Origin of the sequence: Rhodococcus sp. JS3073 (genome assembly GCF_026810085.1) — a bacterium.
Lineage (GTDB): Bacteria > Actinomycetota > Actinomycetes > Mycobacteriales > Mycobacteriaceae > Rhodococcus_F > Rhodococcus_F wratislaviensis.
The window spans coordinates 5,508,172-5,526,284 of the sequence record NZ_CP113951.1 but is presented as its reverse complement, the minus strand read 5'-3'; the positions used below and the strand labels follow the sequence as shown (position 1 = coordinate 5,526,284).

Here is an 18,113-nt window from a genome sequence, read left to right as displayed (position 1 = left end):
GGGGTCCGAAATGGGTACCCGCCACGGCGCACCCGCGATTGCGGCCCGGCTTCTCAGACGGAGACGAGCCCGCGGGTGTCGGCCTGGAACCGACCGAAGTTCCTGTTCAATTCGGACAGGTGCCGAGTACTCATGACCACCCCGTACCCGTCGCGCCCCGCACATGTCCACCGCATCAGAGCGTTGTGCACCATCGCGGTCGGCGCCGCGATCCAGGGCGCCCCGACGTTCGGCGTGGCCTGCAGGCGGAACTTCTTCCCACGCACGTCGGTGACCGTCATGTCGATTCCGGTGCACACCATCCCGAGGTGCGTGCTGGTCATCTCCAGCTCGTCGGTGAGCCCGTAGACCTCGCCGTCGTCCATCACGTATCCGTGCGAGAGCTGGAAGGCGCCGGGATTCGCCACCGCGGGGTTCCAGGGGCAGATCATGTGGAAGGCGAGGTCCTCGCCGAAGGTCGCCGAGACGATGTGGTTCGGCTTCCCGGCCTTCATGGGGTCACGCGGTCCCCAGCTCCGATCCATCCGCTCGATGGAGTCGACGACGTACTCGCGGCCGCGAACGATCATCGTTCCGGTCGCACGCCCGGTGGCATCCCCGTGCCCGATGGCCTTGCGGCTACCCGACTCGAGGTCGGCGTGGATATCGGCAGCCGTGCCCGCCTGTGGACTGTGCTGCGGATCGTGAATGTCGAACGGGTCCATGAGGTTTACCCAGTCGACGTGGATCTCGGTGCCGTCGTCGGCGACGTAGTCGATGCGGAACCTGCGCGGCGCGTCGACCGCATCGATCGACAGTCCGATCGGCGAGTCGATCCGGGTGAAGGATGCCGGCGCGGGGAGATGCGGATTCTCGTTGTAGTGCAACAGTTCCGCTCGCGTGTCGGTGAGCGAGCCGCACACCATGACCTGGTTCCACATCACCCCGAGACTCGGGCGCACGTTCGTGTAGATCAGCGTGTAGAGGTTCGCCTCCGGAATCACGATCGGAAACAGGATCGTTTCGACCCACAGATGGTCGGCCTCAGGGGGATTCTGGTACTCGAAATGCTCGGCGCCGAATGCCATTTCTCTCATTCCTCACTTCTGTTGGATTGGTCTAGTGGGTTCTGGATCGTGCGGCCGTGCGCGCGGCGAAGATGCCCGCGATCACGGTGAGTGCGACGACGGCCATCGCGTAGAAGGCCGGGACGGTCGCTCCGCCCAGTCCGGCGAGCGCCGCCAGGATGATCGGGGCGGGGCCGGCGAAAAGGGTCGTCGACATCTGCCATCCGAGAGACAGTCCGGTGTACCGGGTGTCGGTCTCGAACATCTCGGACAGCAGTGGTGTCACGGCCGCGATGTTGGCGGCGACGACGGGTGTGACGACCACCATCGCGGCGATCGCGAGTGGCAGCACGCCGCTCGACAGCATCATGAGCGACGGATAGATCAGTACGATCAGCGTGGCCGACGAAACGAGCAGTTGCGGGATCCGTCCCACCCGGTCGGACAGACGCGCAAAGGGAAGCACCGCAGTGCAATACGCGACCAGGCCGACGAACGTGATCAACTGCGCGTCTCCGGCGGAGAAGTCCGTGAACTCCTTCAGCGCGGACGGCATGTAGATGAAGTACAACGCCATCATGCACGAGTTGGTCGCCGCGATACCGATCCCGATGAGCACCGATCGATAGTCCCGTCGCAGCGTCGTCAGCAGCGGCGATTTCTGCACCCGCCCCTCCCGGGACAGGGCCGTGAACGCCGGCGTCTCCTCGAGCCGGAAGCGGATGTACAGGCCGATCAATCCCAGCGGCAGCGACAGCAGCAGCGGCAATCGCCATCCCCATGACGACATCGCCTCCGGCGACAGGGTCCGGGTCAGCGCCATCGCCGTTCCCGATCCGAACAGCATCGCCCCGCCGACGGTCAGCGAGATGAATCCGACGAAGAAGCCCCGCCGGGCAGGCGGCGCGAACTCCGCGATGAGCGACGTCGCTCCGCCGTACTCACCGCCCGCGGAGAGTCCCTGCACGAGACGCAGTGCCGTCAGGAGAACCGGTGCCGCGACACCGATCTGGTAGTACGTGGGCAGCACACCGATGCCCGCCGTGGCGAGGGTCATCAGGGTGATGACGACCGAGAGGACGACCCTCCTGCCGTATCGGTCGCCCAACGGCGCGAAGATCACCGCGCCGAGGGGGCGTGCCACGAAGCTGGCGGCAAAGGCACCGAAGGTCAGCAATAGGCTGACGAACGAGTTCCCAGTGGGAAAGAAGGCTTGCGCGATGTACGTCGCGACGTAGCCGTAGATGACGAAATCGTAGTACTCGACGAACGTTCCGAAACTGGCGGCGGAGATCGCGCGCCGACGCATGTCGGTCGAGACCGTGGCGTCGGGTGCGGTGGTGATCACCTCGGATGACATATCTTCTCCTGATGCATGAGGCAGCGGTGCGTTGGCTAGTGGGCGCGGGGCGGAGCGGCAGGGGTGCCGAGGAGGGAGCGGAGGGGCGGGACGGCAGCCGGGTCCGGATCGACGCCCTGGGGCAGGAACCACGACCGCTGCATCTCGACGAGTGGTCGTGAGTGGTCGAGCACGAGGCGGCTGATCTCTGCGCCCGTGTCCGGGTCCGTGGATCGCGCCGATCGGACCATTCCGCCGATCGCTCGCGTCAATTCGTCCGTCGCCCGGTCGAGTTGTCCGTATTCCGGAACGGCGAGCCGGTCGGTGGCACGCGCCTGCTCGAGTGCGTCGACGAGCAGTGACCGGGCATCGCGATCCATATCCGGGTAGTCGCTGAGTCGTTCTGCCAGAGCGAGATACGTCCGGAACTCGTACAGCTTCCGCGGGTACTCGTGCTGTGCGCGGTCGCGGTAGAAGTCGAGTACGCCGGCGATGACCCGCACCTGCTCGGCGGCGAGCGAATTCGACTCCCCCAGCGCCGGTGTCACCGTCGTACGTAGTGAGCGGGCAGCTGCGTCGAACGTGTTCGCGGATTTGTTCACCATCAGAGAACCTCCTCGAGATCCTTGCCGAGTTGATGCGCCATCAGATATCCGGTCGCCTCGAGTCCCGTCAGCAGGACGTCCTGGTGGGTCTTCCCGAGCTTCGAGACGCGGTAGGCCGAGCCCAGCGCGGTGACGACGGACTGGTATTCGTTCAGGATCCGGTAGAACGTCAGCTTGTCCGGATCGACGGTCAGGCCGGATGCCCGCTCGTACTGGTCGAAGAACTCCGCGGTCGGCAGCAGACCCGTCGCGAGGAACTCCGAACCGTCTTCGGACGGATGGCCGAACGGGTACAGCGTCGCCCACGCGAGGTCGCGGTGGCGGTCGCCGAGGAAGCTGCGCTCCCAGTCGAGGATGGCCGTGACGGATCCGCTGTCCTCGTCGAACAGGAAGTTTCCCCCGCGATAGTCGCCGTGGACGAGACTGACACGGTCGAGGACGGGGAGATTGTCCTCGAGCCAGCCTTCCGCCACGTCGAGCAGCGGAAGGTCTTCTCCTCGGTCCTCCTCCCACACCCGTCTCGCCCGGTTCAACTGCCACAGGGCGCTCTCGGTGCCGCCCACCGCGGGCTTCTCGTAGTGGTCCAGTGGGGCCGCCGCGACGTCGAACGTGTGAATGCGCGCCAGGAGGTCGACGAACTGCGGGGCGAGGACTTCGCGGAGTTGGGGACCGAAGTTGATTCCGATGCCGGCGATCCGACTCTGGGCGCGGCTGGGCTTCGCGGATCCGTGCACCCAGGTGTAGACGAGCGCCGGCTCCGGGAACCACCGTCCGTCCTCGTCGACCCACCGGACCGTCGGCACCGGCACTGTCCCAGCGAGGGCGTTGATCACCTCGAATTCCCGCATCCGGCTGGTGGCATTGAGGGACTCCGGCGGCTCCATCCGGAGGACCAGGTCCTCGGTCACGTCCCTTCCTGCCGGGTCGGAGTACCTGAGGGTGAAACCCATCTGGATCTTCGACGCTCCGCCCGTCAACCACCGCACGCTCCGGACCTCGAATGCAGTCGGCAGTACGTCCCGCAGCATGTTCTCGAGCGCCGCGGTGAGCAGGCCGAGATCGAAACTGCGGTACCCCGACCCGGCCCGCCTCTCCATCTTGCGGGTCAGCATCCTGTCGTATTCGCCTTCGGTGGGGAATCGCGCGCGAATCGCCTCGATGATCTCGGGCGTGGGATCGTCTCGATCGGCGTCTGCGATCGGTCCGGGTATCTGCAGATCCCGGTGGATGGTTGCACTCATGGTTTCCTCATCACGCTCATGGCGGTACACGCCGTGACCGGAGCGCTACAGCACGGCTCTCCGGGAGATTGGGCCTTGCGGGTCGGGCGTCGTCACCTCGACGTCCGGAACATTAATGTGACCGGGCACACACGTACAGAAGGTTCTGCTGTGCAGAGGATGGAAGTGCGACGATCGGGTCACGACGTCATATTGCAGCGAATTCCCATCGCATCAACGCAGGTCACAGCCTTTTTAACCGTCGCTCTTGAAAACGCTCGTTATCAGCGCTACCTTCGTCATAAGGTAAGACCAAAAGAACTTCGCGGGGCTTACGTTCCGCGGGCAACCTGAAAGGACCAACAGGTCGATGAGTGACTTCACGAGTGACTTCACGGATGTGACGTACGAGGTCGAGAACGGACTCGCCTGGATCACGATCAACCGGCCCGAGCGGTACAACGCGTTCCGCGCGAAGACGGTCGACGAGTTGGTGAAGTCGTTCAAGAAGGCGTGGGGCAGCTCCGAGGTCGGGGCGATCGCGCTCACCGGTGCCGGCGAGAAGGCGTTCTGCTCGGGTGGCGACCAGAAGCAGCGCATGGAGACGGGCGACTACGGCCCGTCCGACAGCGGCCTGTTCGAGGTCGAGGCCCTGCACCGCGTGCTCCGGGACGTGCCCAAGCCCGTGATCGCCGCGGTGAACGGTGTCGCCGTCGGTGGCGGCCACGTGCTGCACCTGCTGTGCGACCTGTCGATCGCCGCCGATCACGCCATCTTCGGGCAGAACGGTCCGCGCGTGGGATCGTTCGACGCCGGCCTGGGCACCGGCTACCTCGCCCGCGCGATCGGCGAGAAGCGCGCCCGTGAGATCTGGTTCCTGTGCCGCCGCTACAGCGCGGAGCAGGCCCTCGACTGGGGCCTGGTCAACAAGGTGGTGCCCGGTGACCAGTTGCGCGCCGAGGTCCGGGCGTGGGCCGACGAGATCCTGCAGCTGTCGCCGACGGCGCTGAAGGTGCTCAAGCAGTCGCTCAACGCCGACACCGAGCACTTCATCGCGCAGGGCAACATGGCCTACTCCACGCTGAAGCTGTTCGGTGAGTCCGCCGAGGCCATCGAGGGCATCAGCGCGTTCAACGAGAAGCGTAAGCCCGACTTCTCCAAGTTCCGCGGAGCCTGACCGACGACTTCCGGACGGCGGGGCTGTCTTTCGCCTCGCCGTCCGGCAACTCACTTCCCAGGACCCGTCACAGAGAGCAGTAGGCCACATGCGTTTCACCCGAGAGCAACGAGAGTTCGCGGTCGCCGTTCGCGAGTTCTGCGACGCCGAATGCAAGACCCTCCAGCAACGTGACCTGCTGACCGAGGGCGGCACCCTGGCGAACAGCCAAGCCATCCTCGACAAGTTCGCCGGCCTCGGCTGGCTCGCCGTCTCGCTGCCGGAGGAATACGGCGGGGGCGGCGCCGGAATGGTCGAGGAATGCATCTTCCTCGAGGAATCCGCCCGCGGCCTCGCACCCATCATCGCCTACTCCACCGGACTCACCGCCGCGCAGACGTATCTGCGCTACGGCACCGAGGAACAGAAACGCACCATCGTCGGCAACATGGCCGCAGGCAAGCTCGAGGCGATCGCCCTCAGCGAGCCCGGCGCCGGCTCCGATCTCGGTGGCGTCCGGATCAAGGCGGAACTGGTCGACGACCACTACGTCATCAACGGGCAGAAGACGTGGATCTCCGCGGCCCACATCGCCGAGCACATCCTGCTCCTCGCCCGGACAGACACGTCCGGCAACAAGCACCAGGGCCTGACCCTGTTCATGGTGCCGACCGACACGCCCGGCCTCCAGATACACGAGATCAAGACCATGGAAGCCCGGACCTGCAACGACCTGTACTTCACCGACGTCGCGGTCCCGGTGAGCGCTGTCGTCGGCACACCGAACCAGGCGTGGCGCCATCTGATGCGCGGACTGAGCGTCGAACGGCTCATCATCGCGACGATGGCGCTCGGCGGCGCCCAGCGTTCGCTCGACGACCTGATCGCCTTCGTCACCGAGCGCGAGCAGTTCGGCCACAAGATCAGCAGCTTCCAGGCCATCCGGCATCGGATAGCGGATCTCGCCACGGAGATCGCCTTCGCGAAGTCCTTCGTGTACGAGGTGGCCGAGCGGATCGACGCCGGCGAGGAAGACAACCTCAACCGCGAGGGCTCGATGGCCAAGCTGAAATGCACCGAGATCGCGAAGAAGACCGCGCTCGAGGCGATGCAGATGATGGGCGGCTACGGCTACACCCGCGAATACGGCATGGAGGAACAGGTCCGCCGCTCCCTGGCGCCGCCGATCTATGGCGGTACCAACGAGATTCAGCGCGAGATCATCAGCAAGAGCCTGGGCCTGTAGCCCTCGTTCCCGACCATTAGGACCAGCGCATGACCACTTCTCCCTTCGCGTCCGACGCCCTCGCGGGCAAGCGCGTGCTCATCACCGGCGGCGGCACCGGGCTCGGTCGCGGCGTCGCCCGCCACCTCGTCGACCACGGCGCCGAAGTACACCTGTGGGGCCGCCGGCCCGCCGTCCTCGAAGAGGCCGCCGCGGAGGCGTCCGTCTCCCGGCCGGGCTCGGTGCACTGGCAGACCGTCGACGTCCGCAACGCCGACCTCGTGTCGTCCGCGATGGACGAGATCTGGGCGCTGCACGGCCCGCTGACGGGCGTGATCAACAACGCCGCCGCGAACTTCATCGCCCCCACCGAATCGCTCAGCCCGCGTGCCTTCGAGGCCGTCACGTCGACGGTGATGAACGGATCGTTCAACACCACCCACGCGGCGGGCCGCCGCTGGATCGAGGGCGGCACCAAGGGCGTCGTCCTGTCCACGCTCACCACCTGGGTGTGGAGCGGTTCCGCGTTCGTGGTCCCGTCCGCGATGGCGAAGGCGGCCGTGCATTCGATGACGATGTCGCTGGCCGTCGAATGGGCCCGCTACGGCATCCGCCTCAACGCACTCGCCCCCGGACCGATCCCGACGGACTACGCGTGGGAGATGCTCAACCCGACCGAGAAGAGTGCCGTCGGCGCGACCCAGGCCGACCAGGTGCCGATGGGCCGGATGGGTACGATGGAGGAACTCGCCAACCTCACCATTTTCCTGCTGTCGGACGCCTGCGACTACCTCACCGGCCAAACCATCGCGATGGACGGCGGCCAGATGCTCGCCGGCCCCGGCACTTTCGCCGGACTGACGTCGATGAGCAGCGAAGACTGGGCCGCCGCCCGGGAAAAGAGCAAGGCCGCCAGCGAAGCCGCGAAGGCCCAGCGCGGGGTCTGACCCACACCCGTACGAGGAAGGCCTGCCGACGAGACTCGCGTCCGTCGGCGGGCCTTCTCCTGTCTGTCCAGGAGGGACATGACCATCGAGGACGTCACCGCACTCCCGTTCGTCGCGACCGGTGTCGAAGCACTGTTCCGAGTAACACCCGTGACCGGCGACGCCACCCACGGCAAGTCCACGATGACGACCGGACCGTGGATGGCCGATGAGCGCGGACTGCCGTGCCGCGGCGCACTCGGTGTGCTGATGGACGACGTGACGGGATATCCGATCACCGCCCGCGCCCCGGCCGGGCACTGGTCCGTCACGACGGAACTTCACCTGGACTTCTCCCGCAGCCCTGCACTCGACGGTTCGGTCCTGCGGGCAGAGAGCCAAGTCGTCACCGAAGATCCCGACGGGGGGCTGGCAACCAGCCGGGTCGTCGACGAGTCCGGACGGGTCGTTGCGCTCGCAAGCGCCCGCCTCCGATTCGTCGCCGCCGACATGCCAACGGGTTCGGTGCCCGACCACGTCGCTCCAGCCCGAATGAACGCGACCTCGATCATCGAACTGCTCGGTGCGCACCACCGACGGGACAACGCCGCTGCCGGCCTCGAACTCGAACCGTCGGAGTCGCTCCGCAATCCGCTGGGCAACGTCCACGGCGGGGTCCTGCTGTGCGCCTCCGAGCTCGCCGGCCACTCCGCGGTGACACCACATGCCGAATTCCAGACGACGTCCATCGCCATGGCGTTCGTACGGCCCTGCCCGGGCACCGAGCCGATCACCTTCGCACCCAGAATGATCTACCGCGGCCGTACCTTCGCAGTAGTTCAGGTAGTCGGACGCAATCCTTCCGGAAAGACCTGCACCACAGCGACGGTCACGTGTCATCGCATGTGACCGGCCGCTGCGCCGGCGGTCAGGCGCCGGTGCCGCTCATGGCACGCGATTCGTGCTCGAGGACCTTCCCGGTCGTGTTCCGCGGGAGTAGGTCGACGATGCGCAGTTCGAGCGGCAACTTGTACCGGGCCAGTGCGGCACCGGCGAACTCTCGCAGCTCCTCCAACTCCAGTCGCGCGCCCGGCACGGGGACGACAACCGCCACCACCCGTTCTCCCCAGCGATCGTTGGGGGCGCCGATCACCGCGACCTCGGCAATGGCCGGATGGCCGTACAGCACGCTCTCGACCTCTGCGGGGTAGAAGTTCTCGCCACCACTGATGATCATGTCCTCGAGCCGGCCCGCCATGTTGTAGTAGCCGTCCTCGTCCTGGTAGGCGACGTCACCGGTGCGCAACCAGCCATCCGGGCCAAGTGCGGCGGCAGTTTCCTCGGCCATGTTCCAGTATCCCGGGGTCACGGTGTCGCCGCGCACGCAGAGTTCTCCGCGCGCACCGGGCGTCGTCACCACGTCGCCGTCGGCGTCGATCAGACGGGCCTCGTTCAGCATGCCGGCGGTGCCGCAGGGACCCCAGCTTGTCGAGCGCGCGATCGGTGCCCCGGAACGTCGCTCCGGTCGCCGCCTCGGTGAGACCCCAGCACTGGCTGACGGGAATGCCCCGTGCCCCATACAGCCGCAACATCGGTTCCGGGACAGGCGCTGCACCCGCGACGATGATACGGACGCTGGACAAGTCGGCGGTGTCGAAACGCTCGCGTTTTGCTCGTGAACATCATGGCCGGCACCATGAACAGCGACGTCACCCGATATCGCTCGATGTCGTCGAGCAGTGTCCCCGCGTCGAGTGGCGCCGACGTGAGCGCCGCATGTTCGGCGTTGTAGTTCACCGCCAGCATCCAGTTGACGTTGCTGGCCCACAGGTTTCGGTGTGTCAGTATCGCGCCCTTCGGCCTTCCCGTGGTTCCTGAGGTGTACAGGATCGGGGCGGGCGAATCTGCGTCGAGGCGACTTCGCCCACATGGCAGGGCCGCTGCGCCGGCAGGTCGTCGATTCCTTCCCAGCCGTCCCTGCCTGAGACAGCCTTGCCGCAGAGGTCAGACCACGGACTGTGTCAGCCCTGCCGCGCGGTGGGCGGCGTCGAGGAAGGCACGCACGAGTGCCCCGTCGCGGTAATACTGATCGCCGACTCCGGCGACGGCGCGGCGGCGCCCGTACTCGTACAGCACCGCCAGCTTCCACAGGGCCAGTGCGGTGTACCAGTTCAGGTTCGACAGGTCGGCGCCGGTGGCGGCCGCGTATCGCTGGGCGAGTTCGTCGCGGGTCGGGTAGCCGTCCTCGAGCACCGCGACGCCGAGGTCCTCGGTGGGTGTGCGCTGCTCCCCCTCGACGGGATACGACGCGAGGAAGTACCCCAGATCGAAGAGCGGGTCACCGATCGTCGCGAGCTCCCAGTCCAGCACTGCGGCAATACGTCCCGGTGAGTCAGGGGCGAGAATAACGTTGCCGATGCGGTAGTCGTTGTGGATGATCGACGCACCGGATTCGGCGGGCACGTTGGCGCCGAGCCACGCGTCGATGTCCGCGAACTCCGGCGGCGGCGTCCCGTCCTCGGCCGCCACCAATTTGCCCATGCGTCGCAGGTGACGCTCGTTGAATCCCTCCGGACGACCCAGATCACCCAGCCCGGCAGCCTGCCAGTCCACCGCATGCAGTGCCGCGAGGGTGTCGATCAACGCCTCACCGATGCGACGGCGGTCCGCGGGCGCGCTCAACGCCGGCGGTGTCTCGGTGGTGACCACCGGACCCGCGACGTAGTCCATCACGTAGAACGGGACATCGAGTACGTCACCGGTCTGACCGACGGCGAGGACGTCCGCCACCGGCACACCACTGCCCGCAAGGCCCCCGACGAGGCGCGCCTCCCGCAGCATGTCGTGGGCGCCCGGCGGAACCGGCGGAGGCGGGGGACGGCGGACGATCACTTGACGGACCCCGTCGGACACCAGGAACGTCAAGTTCGAATGCCCGTCGCCGATCCGGGAAGTCGTGAGCGTGCCATCGGTGATGCCCCGATCGCGCAGGAACGACTCCAGCGCACCGAGCGTGTCGGGCGTCCAGTCCCAGGTCATGCGCTCGCCTCCATCCGTGTTCTCATTCGTTGATACCTATTGGCCTGTGAAGCGCGGTTCCCGCTTCTCTTTGAACGCCGCGAGCGCCTCCGGCATATCTGCGCAGCGGGTGAGCAGCGCCTGTCCTCGGTTCTCCAACTCCAGGGCCGCGGAGTAGGACGTGACTTCCTGGTTCCGCTGCAGAGCCCGCTTCGACATCCGGACGCCGCCCGGGGAGTTCGAGGCAATGGCCTCGGCCACCGCGACGGCCTCGTCGAACAGGTCCTCGCTCGGCACAACTCGGTTCGCCAACCCGATTCGGGCAGCTTCCTCGGCGCCGACGAAGCGTGCCGTGTACGCAATTTCCGCCGCCCGGCCCGGCCCGACGAGCCGGGTGAGCTTCCACGACGTGCCCAGTTCGCCGACGGACAGGCCGACTTTGACGAACGCCGCGTTGAACTTCGCCGTCGGCGCTACGAGGCGGATGTCGGCGGCGAGCGCGAGAGCCATCCCGCCTCCCGCCGCGGCACCGTGAATCGCCGCGATCACGGGGAACGGCAGGTGGTACAGCGCCGCCAATCCGCCGGTCGCGGTCTCCTGGAACCGCAGGAACTCGCGCACACCCATTTCGGTGATGACGTGGATCTCGTCCAGATCGAACCCCGCACAGAACACCCGGTCGCCCGCGCCACGGATGATCAACGCCCGGGCGTCCGTGTCACGCAACGCGTACGCGGCGGTGTTGAACTCCTCGAACATCTTCACGGTCATCGAGTTCATCCGGTCCGGCCGGTCGATCGTGAGGACGGCGATCTTGCCCTCGATCACCTCGAGGGTGAGGGTCTCCAGCTGGGGCGGCGTGTAGTTGCTCAGCACCGCTGTATTCTCCCGCGTTTCCGTCTGCGTCATGCCGGTCACCGCCCCGTGAACTTCGGGATGCGCTTTTCCTTAAAGGCGGCCAGGGCTTCGGGCATGTCCTCGCCGCGGGTGAGCAGCGCCTGACCGCGGTTCTCCAGTTCGAGCGCCGCCGCGTACGACGACACCTCCATGTTCGCGTGGAGCGCGCGCTTCGACAGCTGCACTCCGGCAGGAGAATTCGCACAGATCAGGCGGGCCATCGCGAGAGCCTCGTCGAGCAGCGACTCGGCCGGAACGACCGCGTTCAGCAGTCCGAGGGACTCGGCCTCGACGGCCTCGATGAAGCGGCCTGTGTAGGCGAACTCCGCTGCCCGCGCGGGACCGATGAGCCGGGGCAGGTGCCAGGACGCGCCCAGGTCGCCGGCCGAGAGACCGATCCGCACGAACGCCGCGTTGAAGCGCGCCGCCGGCGAACCGATCCGGATGTCGGCGGCGAGGGACAGGGACAGCCCACCGCCGGCGGCCGCACCGTTGACCGCCGCGATCACCGGGACGCGGATACTGCGGATCGCCGCGAGTGCCCGCGCCGCCAGTTCTTGCTGGTCGAGCATGCCCATCGGCGTCAGTGACGACAACCCCTCGGCGTCGTCGAGGTCGAATCCCCCGCAGAACGCCTTACCGGCGCCGGTGAGGATCACGACCCGCAGGTCGTGCTCGTGATCCAGCTGCAGCGCAACCTTCTCCAGTTCGACGAACATGGTGTTCGTCATCGAGTTCATCCGTTCGGGGCGATTCAACGTCACGACGGCGATGCCGGGTTCCGGCCGCTCGAGCGTGAACGTCTCCCATGTGGTGGGCTCGGTCACGAGTTCACTCCTTCTCAAGTTCGGCGATCCCAGGTGATCGCCGTCAGTGTGTGGTCCGGGCGTCTCGCGCCCGGAAGGTCAGGTCGCTGCGGCGGCCTCGCGCACCGCACCCGAGCGCAGCCAGTCGGCGACGCGGCCCGAGGCGATCCCCCAGTCGGTCAGGATTTCGGTGGTGTGTTCGCCCGGCGCCGGCGGACGGCGGTCCACCGCGGCAGCCGTGCGACTGAATCGCGGCGCGGGCGCGGGCTGAACGAGCCCGTCGACCTCGACGAACGCGCCGCGCGCGACGTTGTGCGGGTGCGCCGGCGCCTCGGCGACGTCGAGGACGGGCGCGATGCAGGGCGTGAGTCCCTCGGCGGCGTCGAGCCAGTCGGCGAGAGTGCGACCTCGCACGGCGTCGGCGAAGATCTTCTTCATCTGCGGCCACTGCGATCGGTCGTTCTGGTCCGGGAGGTCGTCGGGCAGGTCCAGCAGCGCGACGAGGTCGGCGTAGAAGTGCGGTTCCAGGGCACCGACGGCCAGCCATTTGCCGTCCGCGGTCTCGTAGGCGTCGTAATAGGGCGCGCCGCCGTCGACGAGGTTGGTGCCGCGCTCACCGTTCCACACCCCGGTCTGCGCGAACCCGAAGAACGGCGTCGCGAGGAGTGCGGCACCCTCGACCATCGAGGCGTCAATCACCTGTCCGAGCCCCGAGCGTTGTTTTTCGAAGAGAGCGGACACGATGCCGAGAGCGAGAACCATTCCCCCGCCACCGAAGTCACCGATCAGACTGAGCGGCGGGGTCGGCGGCTGGCCTTGGCGTCCGATCATGGACAGGGAGCCACTGAGCGCTATGTAGTTGATGTCGTGTCCGACATGCTGGGCGAGCGGTCCGTCCTGCCCGAAACCGGTCATACGACCGTAGATCAGCCCGGGGTTCCGTGCGGCGCAGTCGTCCGGTCCGATGCCCAGTCGCTCGGCAACTCCGGGACGGAAGCCCTCGATCAGGACGTCGGCGTCCTCGACGAGCGACAACACCACCTCTGCACCCTCCGGGTGTTTGAGGTCGACGGCGAGTGAGCGACGGCCCCGGTGCAGCAGTTCGGCGCGGAAGTCGGCGTTCGGGCCGACCAACCCGGCACCGACGGCGCGGTCCACGCGAATCACGTCGGCGCCGAGATCTGCAAGGAGCATGGCGCAGAACGGCCCGGGGCCGATCGAACCGATCTCCACCACCTTCAGTCCCGACAGCGGTCCGGTGAACGAGCGTTTCACGCTGCCCTGCGCCATCTACCCGCCTCCCGTCGCTCTTTGGTCCGATAATAATACCTTGGAACCGTTCATGGTGGAATCCCCGGACGGTCGCTTTCGAGCGTGTGCACTGACGACCAGCACGACCGACAGCAGAACCACCGCTCCCCCGGCCACCAGCGCGGGCGTGACGGGCTCGGACAGCACGACCGATCCGAGTGCCACGGCCACCACCGGGTTCACATACGTATGGGTGGCCACCAACGGGAGTGGCGCGTGGTGCAGCAGCCAGGCGTACGCGGTGAAGCCGACGATCGAGCCGAACACCACGAGGTAGCCGAACGCACCCCATGCCCGGGGTCCGATGGCACCGTCCAGGCGTTCTCCCGTCGCGACCGAGGCGAACGCCATCGCCGCGCCCGCCGCCAGAAGCTGATACATCGCACTGACATACACGTCGTGGGGCAGCCAGATCCGCGGCTTGATCCACGACCCGAACGACCACGAGAGACTGGACAGCACGATGACGGCCACACCCACGAGCGGGAGTCCGGACCGGTCACCACCGTGCGGCAGCACCAGGATTGCCAGACCGATCAGCCCCACACCGACGCCGGCCAGCTCCAGAACCTGCGGTCGGTCGCCGGACAGGGCGCGATAGATGCAGATCCACAGCGGCACCATCGCGACGAGGAGTGCCGTCACCCCGGAGGGCACTCCGTGCAGTTGGCCCACCGAGGTCAGGCCGTTGCCGCAGGCGAGAAGCAGGACACCCAGGAACGCGGCTCCCGCCGTTTCCCGCCCGGTGAGGCGCAGCCGCCGCCAGCCGCCGCGACAGGCCAGGAAGGCGGCCATCAACGCGGCGGCGAGCAGGAACCGTGCGCCCATCGAGCCGAGCGGCGGAACCTCTTCGATCACCAGGCGGATCGCGAGGTAGATCGATCCCCAGATCACATAGACGAGGAACAGGGCGAGCGCGATCGCACCCCTTCCGGCACGCCCGGACGACATGGCGCTCAGGAGAAGCGCGGAGCGCGCTTCTCGAGGAAGGCGGTGATGCCCTCCTTCGCCTCTCCGTTCTCGAAAAGGTCCTGCTCCTGGGCCACCTCGAACGCGAAGCCCTCCTCGAGCGGTGTATCGAACGACGCGTCGACCGTGCGGATGACGGCGCGCTGCGCGGGCAACGACATCGTGCACAACTCGGCCGCGAGGGCCAGCGCGGCGTCCGTGGCGGTGCCGGCGTCGACGAGTCGGTCGATCAGGCCGATCGCGTGCGCTTCGGCGGCGAGGACCTGACGGGCAGTCAGCATGATGTCCAGGGCGCGGCCGCGCCCCACGAGACGCGGAAGTCGCTGCGTTCCACCGGCTCCGGGAATCAGACCCAGTTTCACCTCGGGCAGCCCGAACTTCGCGTCCGCGCCGCCGACCCGCAGGGTGCAGGCCATGGCGAGTTCGAGGCCACCGCCCAGCGCGAGGCCGTCCACCGCGGCGATCGAGATGCGGTCGGCCGAGGCGAGCCGGTCGAGTGCCCCACGGAGTCGATCACCGTACGCGGTGAAGGACTCGGCGTCCACGGACGACATGTGCTTGATGTCGGCGCCGGCCGCGAAGAAGCCCGGAATGTCCGAGCGGACGACGATCACCTTCACCGAGCCGTCGGCATCGGCTGCGTCGAGTGCGGCGTTCAGGCCGTCGATGATCGGCAGCCCGAGGGCGTTCGCCGGCCGTCGCTTCAACGTGATCGTCATGACGCCGGCGTCGACGTCGCTCCACGCGACTGCGGGCGTTGCGGTTTCCGACATGCACACCATCCTTCTCGGTCCAGTCCCAGGTGAGTGGCAATGTGCGCCCGGGGACGCATTGCCACTCACGTGGGGTATTGACCCAACCATACTAATTGTCGGACCGAAATGGAAGATCAGGGTCGGCGCGGAAACTTCTCGAACTCGGGGCGCCGCTTCGCCTTGTACGCCTCCCGGCCCTCCTTCGCCTCGTCCGTCGAGTAGAAGAGCAGATTCGCATCGTGGGCGAGCTGCTGGATCCCGGCCATCCCGTCCTCTGCAGCGTTGAAACTGGCCTTCATCAGCCGCAGCGCGAACGGCGAGAGCTGCAGCATCTCGCGACACCACTGCACGGTTTCCCGTTCCAGGTCGGCGAGCGGAACGACGGTATTGACCAACCCCATCTCGCGCGCCTGCTCGGCGTCGTACTGGCGGCACAGGAACCAGATCTCCTTGGCCTTCTTCACCCCGACCAGTTCGGCGAGCAGACCCGCGCCGTAGCCGCCGTCGAACGATCCGACCTTCGGGCCGACCTGACCGAACCGGGCATTGTCCGCGGCGATGGACAGGTCGCAGACCAGGTGCAGGATATGTCCGCCGCCGATCGCGTAGCCGGCGACCATCGCCACGACCGGCTTCGGCAGGCGACGGATCTGGATCTGCAGGTCGGTGACGTGGAACCGGCCGACACTTCCCGCCTTCCCCGGCTCGGTGAGGTAGCCGGTATCGCCGCGCACCCGCTGATCGCCGCCCGAACAGAACGCGTCGGGCCCCTCCCCCGTCAGCACGATGACGCCGACCGAGGAGTCCTCACGGGCGTCGACCAGCGCCTCGGAGATTTCCATCAGCGTCTGCGGGCGGAACGCGTTGCGCACCTCGGGCCGGCAGATCGTGATCTTCGCGATCCCGTCGCCGCTGTGCTCGTATCGGATGTCCTCGAACTCACCCACCGGGGCCCAGGACACGAAATCCGTTGTATCACCGTTGTTCGTCATGCCCCGATCATAGGCACATCTGTAAACGATCGTTACCGTCCGACCCCTGCGAATGCCGAACGCGCGGCCGGATGACTCCAGCCGCGCGTTCGGGAAAGCCTGGAGTCAGGACATCGTCAGACCGCCGCTGACAGAGAGGGTCTGGCCGGTGACGAATTCGGCTGCGTCGGAGGCGAAGTACGCGACCGCGGCGCCGATGTCCTCGGCCTGCCCGAGGCGCTTCATCGGCACGGCGCGGGTCATGCCGCCGATCACCTTGTCGGCGTCCTGGCCGGAGCTGTCGGCGAACTTGCGCAGCGCCGGGGTGTCGGTCGGGCCGGGGCACACCGTGTTCGCGGTGACGCCCTTGGTCGCGACCTCACGGGCGAGGGTCTTGGTGAAGGCGATGATGCCACCCTTGGCACCCGAGTAGACGGCCTCGAGCGAGGAGCCGACGCGGCCGGCGTCCGAACCGATGTTGATGACCCGGCCGAAGCCGCGCTCGACCATGCCCGGGACGGTCGCCTGGATGACCCGCAGCTGGCCCTTGAAGTTGATGTCGAGGATCCGGTCCCAGAACGCCTCGTCGGTCTTCAGGAACGGCATGAAGTCGTCCCAGCCGGCGTTGTTCACGACGATCTCGACCGGACCGAACTGCTCGGCCACCTGCTTCACCGCGGCCTGCACGGACGCGGTGTCGGTGACGTCGACGGGCACGGCGATCGCCTGGCCGCCGGCGTCGCGGATGCCGGCGGCGGTCTCCTCTGCGACCTCCAGGTTGAGGTCGGCGACCGCGACGCGGAAGCCCGCGGCCCCGAGGGCGTCGGAGATGCCCTTGCCGATGCCCTGCGCACCGCCGGTCACGAATGCAACTCGATTACTCATGTTCTTCTCCGTCTGTGTCTTTCGTGGATTGATGGTAAGCCGACTTCAGCGCAGGCTCGATGCCCATTCGATGGGACCCGCGACGATCGAGTGACTGGTGAGCTTGCGGCCCAGCACCGTCTGGGCTTCGCGCGCCGCCTCGATGACCCGGGGAAGGTCGAGACCCGTCTCGACGCCCATCTCGTGGAACATGCTCACCAGGTCCTCGGTGGCGATGTTGCCCGTCGAGCCCGCCGGAACCGGGCAGCCGCCCAGCTCACCGAAGCTCGATTCGAAACTCGCGCAGCCCGCTTCGAGCGCAGCGTAGGCGTTGGCGAGACCCTGGCCGCGGGTGTTGTGGAAGTGGGCGGTCACCTCGACACCCGGCAGCCGGTCGAGTGCCGCGGCGAAGAACTCCGACGCATACGCGGGGTTGCACATGCCCGTGGTGTCGCCGAAACCGATCTCGGTGGCACCGGCCTCGGCGAAGCGCTCCGCCAGATCCAGCACGCGGGTCAGGTCGACCTTGCCCTCGAACGGGCATCCGAACGACGTCGCGATCACCGCGGCGCAGTCGAGCCCCTCGACGACGATCCGCTTGGCCATGACGTCGTTGTCGGCCATCGTCTCGTCGACGGTGCGATTGACGTTCTTCTTGTTGTGGGTCTCCGACGCGCTGACGAAGATCGCGACCTCGTGGAACTTGTCGCGCACCTTCAGTGCGTTGTCGAGCCCCTTGCTGTTGGGGACGAGCACCATCAGCTTCGTCTCGTCCGGAACGTCGATGCGCGACAGCACCTCGACCCCGTCCGCGAGCTGCGGGATCACGTCGGGCCGCACGAAACTGGCCACCTCGATCCGGGTGAACCCCGCCCGCCCCAGGGCATTGATCAACCGCACCTTGTCGTCGGTCGGAATGTGCTCCGGCTCGTTCTGGAAGCCGTCACGGGGACCGACCTCCCGGATCTGGACCCGCTGGGGACGCGTCATGGCGTCGACTCCTTT

General features: G+C 67.1%; 18 protein-coding genes and 1 pseudogene. 4 read left to right on the top strand and 15 right to left on the bottom strand.

Translation table 11 applies throughout. From position 1 onward, the window contains the following. Positions 1-53: 53 nt before the first annotated feature. From OYT95_RS24925 to OYT95_RS24910, 4 genes are read right to left on the bottom strand one after another with little or no spacing between them, the layout of a single operon-like run. Entirely contained in the window at positions 54-1,076 is a 1,023-nt protein-coding gene (locus OYT95_RS24925) for a DUF7064 domain-containing protein (protein ID WP_268789416.1), read from the bottom strand. Positions 1,077-1,098: 22 nt separating this feature from the next. Then, positions 1,099-2,406, bottom strand: a complete 1,308-nt coding sequence (locus tag OYT95_RS24920) for an MFS transporter (protein ID WP_268789415.1) — start codon at positions 2,404-2,406, stop codon at positions 1,099-1,101. 35 nt (positions 2,407-2,441) lie between these two features. After that, positions 2,442-2,990 (bottom strand): hypothetical protein, encoded by a 549-nt coding sequence (locus OYT95_RS24915; protein WP_009475528.1) that lies wholly within the window; start codon positions 2,988-2,990, stop codon positions 2,442-2,444. Then, the gene (locus OYT95_RS24910) at positions 2,990-4,231 is read right to left on the bottom strand and encodes a phosphotransferase family protein (protein ID WP_268789414.1); all 1,242 of its coding nucleotides are present in this window, start codon (positions 4,229-4,231) and stop codon (positions 2,990-2,992) included. The genes OYT95_RS24915 and OYT95_RS24910 overlap by 1 nt, the downstream gene beginning before the upstream one ends. Before the next feature lie 349 nt (positions 4,232-4,580). Here OYT95_RS24910 and OYT95_RS24905 point away from each other — a divergent pair, with 349 nt between their 5' ends. From OYT95_RS24905 to OYT95_RS24890, 4 genes are all read left to right on the top strand, one after another. Next, the gene (locus tag OYT95_RS24905; protein ID WP_009475531.1) at positions 4,581-5,387 is read left to right on the top strand and encodes an enoyl-CoA hydratase-related protein; all 807 of its coding nucleotides are present in this window, start codon (positions 4,581-4,583) and stop codon (positions 5,385-5,387) included. An 88-nt stretch (positions 5,388-5,475) separates the two neighbouring features. Further along, positions 5,476-6,612, top strand: coding sequence for an acyl-CoA dehydrogenase family protein (locus OYT95_RS24900; RefSeq protein WP_268789413.1), 1,137 nt, complete (start codon positions 5,476-5,478; stop codon positions 6,610-6,612). 29 nt (positions 6,613-6,641) lie between these two features. Further along, positions 6,642-7,538, top strand: a complete 897-nt coding sequence (locus OYT95_RS24895) for an SDR family oxidoreductase (protein WP_009475533.1) — start codon at positions 6,642-6,644, stop codon at positions 7,536-7,538. Positions 7,539-7,616: 78 nt separating this feature from the next. Beyond that, positions 7,617-8,426, top strand: a complete 810-nt coding sequence (locus OYT95_RS24890; protein WP_268789412.1) for a PaaI family thioesterase — start codon at positions 7,617-7,619, stop codon at positions 8,424-8,426. Between the two features lie 19 nt (positions 8,427-8,445). On the opposite strand, the gene OYT95_RS24885 is transcribed toward OYT95_RS24890, so the two are convergent. The 11 genes and pseudogenes from OYT95_RS24885 to OYT95_RS24835 all read right to left on the bottom strand — a co-directional run bounded on the left by OYT95_RS24885 (position 8,446) and on the right by OYT95_RS24835 (position 18,098). Next, positions 8,446-8,976: an AMP-binding enzyme gene (locus tag OYT95_RS24885; RefSeq protein WP_235214658.1), complete on the bottom strand. Its 531-nt coding sequence runs from the start codon at positions 8,974-8,976 to the stop codon at positions 8,446-8,448. Positions 8,977-9,082: 106 nt separating this feature from the next. Next, positions 9,083-9,160 (bottom strand): annotated as a pseudogene (locus OYT95_RS44475) (hypothetical protein); the annotation flags it as partial. 361 nt (positions 9,161-9,521) lie between these two features. Next, positions 9,522-10,556: a phosphotransferase family protein gene (locus tag OYT95_RS24875; protein ID WP_112300225.1), complete on the bottom strand. Its 1,035-nt coding sequence runs from the start codon at positions 10,554-10,556 to the stop codon at positions 9,522-9,524. 36 nt (positions 10,557-10,592) lie between these two features. Beyond that, positions 10,593-11,444: an enoyl-CoA hydratase/isomerase family protein gene (locus tag OYT95_RS24870; protein ID WP_112300392.1), complete on the bottom strand. Its 852-nt coding sequence runs from the start codon at positions 11,442-11,444 to the stop codon at positions 10,593-10,595. A gap of 5 nt (positions 11,445-11,449) precedes the next feature. Next, the gene (locus OYT95_RS24865; protein ID WP_268789411.1) at positions 11,450-12,259 is read right to left on the bottom strand and encodes an enoyl-CoA hydratase/isomerase family protein; all 810 of its coding nucleotides are present in this window, start codon (positions 12,257-12,259) and stop codon (positions 11,450-11,452) included. A gap of 78 nt (positions 12,260-12,337) precedes the next feature. After that, positions 12,338-13,528 carry a CaiB/BaiF CoA transferase family protein gene (locus OYT95_RS24860; protein ID WP_268789410.1) on the bottom strand — a complete coding sequence of 397 codons (1,191 nt, stop codon included), beginning with the start codon at positions 13,526-13,528 and terminating at the stop codon, positions 12,338-12,340. Continuing rightward, complete coding sequence (locus OYT95_RS24855) at positions 13,529-14,500, bottom strand: EamA family transporter (RefSeq protein WP_268789409.1); 972 nt, start codon at positions 14,498-14,500, stop codon at positions 13,529-13,531. A gap of 5 nt (positions 14,501-14,505) precedes the next feature. Continuing rightward, on the bottom strand, positions 14,506-15,291 hold the full coding sequence (locus tag OYT95_RS24850) for an enoyl-CoA hydratase-related protein (protein ID WP_268789408.1): 786 nt from the start codon (positions 15,289-15,291) through the stop codon (positions 14,506-14,508). Between the two features lie 116 nt (positions 15,292-15,407). Continuing rightward, positions 15,408-16,265, bottom strand: a complete 858-nt coding sequence (gene menB, locus OYT95_RS24845) for a 1,4-dihydroxy-2-naphthoyl-CoA synthase (protein ID WP_268789407.1) — start codon at positions 16,263-16,265, stop codon at positions 15,408-15,410. Positions 16,266-16,370: 105 nt separating this feature from the next. Beyond that, positions 16,371-17,129: an SDR family NAD(P)-dependent oxidoreductase gene (locus OYT95_RS24840; protein ID WP_009475543.1), complete on the bottom strand. Its 759-nt coding sequence runs from the start codon at positions 17,127-17,129 to the stop codon at positions 16,371-16,373. Between the two features lie 45 nt (positions 17,130-17,174). Then, complete coding sequence (locus OYT95_RS24835; protein ID WP_037231241.1) at positions 17,175-18,098, bottom strand: hydroxymethylglutaryl-CoA lyase; 924 nt, start codon at positions 18,096-18,098, stop codon at positions 17,175-17,177. Between the last annotated feature and the right edge of the window lie 15 nt (positions 18,099-18,113).

Excerpts from the sequence above, each read along its gene's own strand:
- OYT95_RS24870 (WP_112300392.1), bottom strand. The coding sequence starts at position 11,444 with ATGACGCAGACGGAAACGCGGGAGAATACAGCGGTGCTGAGCAACTAC.
- OYT95_RS24920 (WP_268789415.1), bottom strand. The coding sequence starts at position 2,406 with ATGTCATCCGAGGTGATCACCACCGCACCCGACGCCACGGTCTCGACC.
- OYT95_RS24910 (WP_268789414.1), bottom strand. The coding sequence starts at position 4,231 with ATGAGTGCAACCATCCACCGGGATCTGCAGATACCCGGACCGATCGCA.
- OYT95_RS24915 (WP_009475528.1), bottom strand. The coding sequence starts at position 2,990 with ATGGTGAACAAATCCGCGAACACGTTCGACGCAGCTGCCCGCTCACTA.
- OYT95_RS24850 (WP_268789408.1), bottom strand. The coding sequence starts at position 15,291 with ATGTCGGAAACCGCAACGCCCGCAGTCGCGTGGAGCGACGTCGACGCC.
- OYT95_RS24860 (WP_268789410.1), bottom strand. The coding sequence starts at position 13,528 with ATGGCGCAGGGCAGCGTGAAACGCTCGTTCACCGGACCGCTGTCGGGA.
- OYT95_RS24855 (WP_268789409.1), bottom strand. The coding sequence starts at position 14,500 with ATGTCGTCCGGGCGTGCCGGAAGGGGTGCGATCGCGCTCGCCCTGTTC.
- menB (WP_268789407.1), bottom strand. The coding sequence starts at position 16,265 with ATGACGAACAACGGTGATACAACGGATTTCGTGTCCTGGGCCCCGGTG.
- OYT95_RS24890 (WP_268789412.1), top strand. The coding sequence starts at position 7,617 with ATGACCATCGAGGACGTCACCGCACTCCCGTTCGTCGCGACCGGTGTC.
- OYT95_RS24840 (WP_009475543.1), bottom strand. The coding sequence starts at position 17,129 with ATGAGTAATCGAGTTGCATTCGTGACCGGCGGTGCGCAGGGCATCGGC.
- OYT95_RS24900 (WP_268789413.1), top strand. The coding sequence starts at position 5,476 with ATGCGTTTCACCCGAGAGCAACGAGAGTTCGCGGTCGCCGTTCGCGAG.
- OYT95_RS24925 (WP_268789416.1), bottom strand. The coding sequence starts at position 1,076 with ATGAGAGAAATGGCATTCGGCGCCGAGCATTTCGAGTACCAGAATCCC.
- OYT95_RS24885 (WP_235214658.1), bottom strand. The coding sequence starts at position 8,976 with ATGCTGAACGAGGCCCGTCTGATCGACGCCGACGGCGACGTGGTGACG.
- OYT95_RS24905 (WP_009475531.1), top strand. The coding sequence starts at position 4,581 with ATGAGTGACTTCACGAGTGACTTCACGGATGTGACGTACGAGGTCGAG.
- OYT95_RS24875 (WP_112300225.1), bottom strand. The coding sequence starts at position 10,556 with ATGACCTGGGACTGGACGCCCGACACGCTCGGTGCGCTGGAGTCGTTC.
- OYT95_RS24895 (WP_009475533.1), top strand. The coding sequence starts at position 6,642 with ATGACCACTTCTCCCTTCGCGTCCGACGCCCTCGCGGGCAAGCGCGTG.
- OYT95_RS24835 (WP_037231241.1), bottom strand. The coding sequence starts at position 18,098 with ATGACGCGTCCCCAGCGGGTCCAGATCCGGGAGGTCGGTCCCCGTGAC.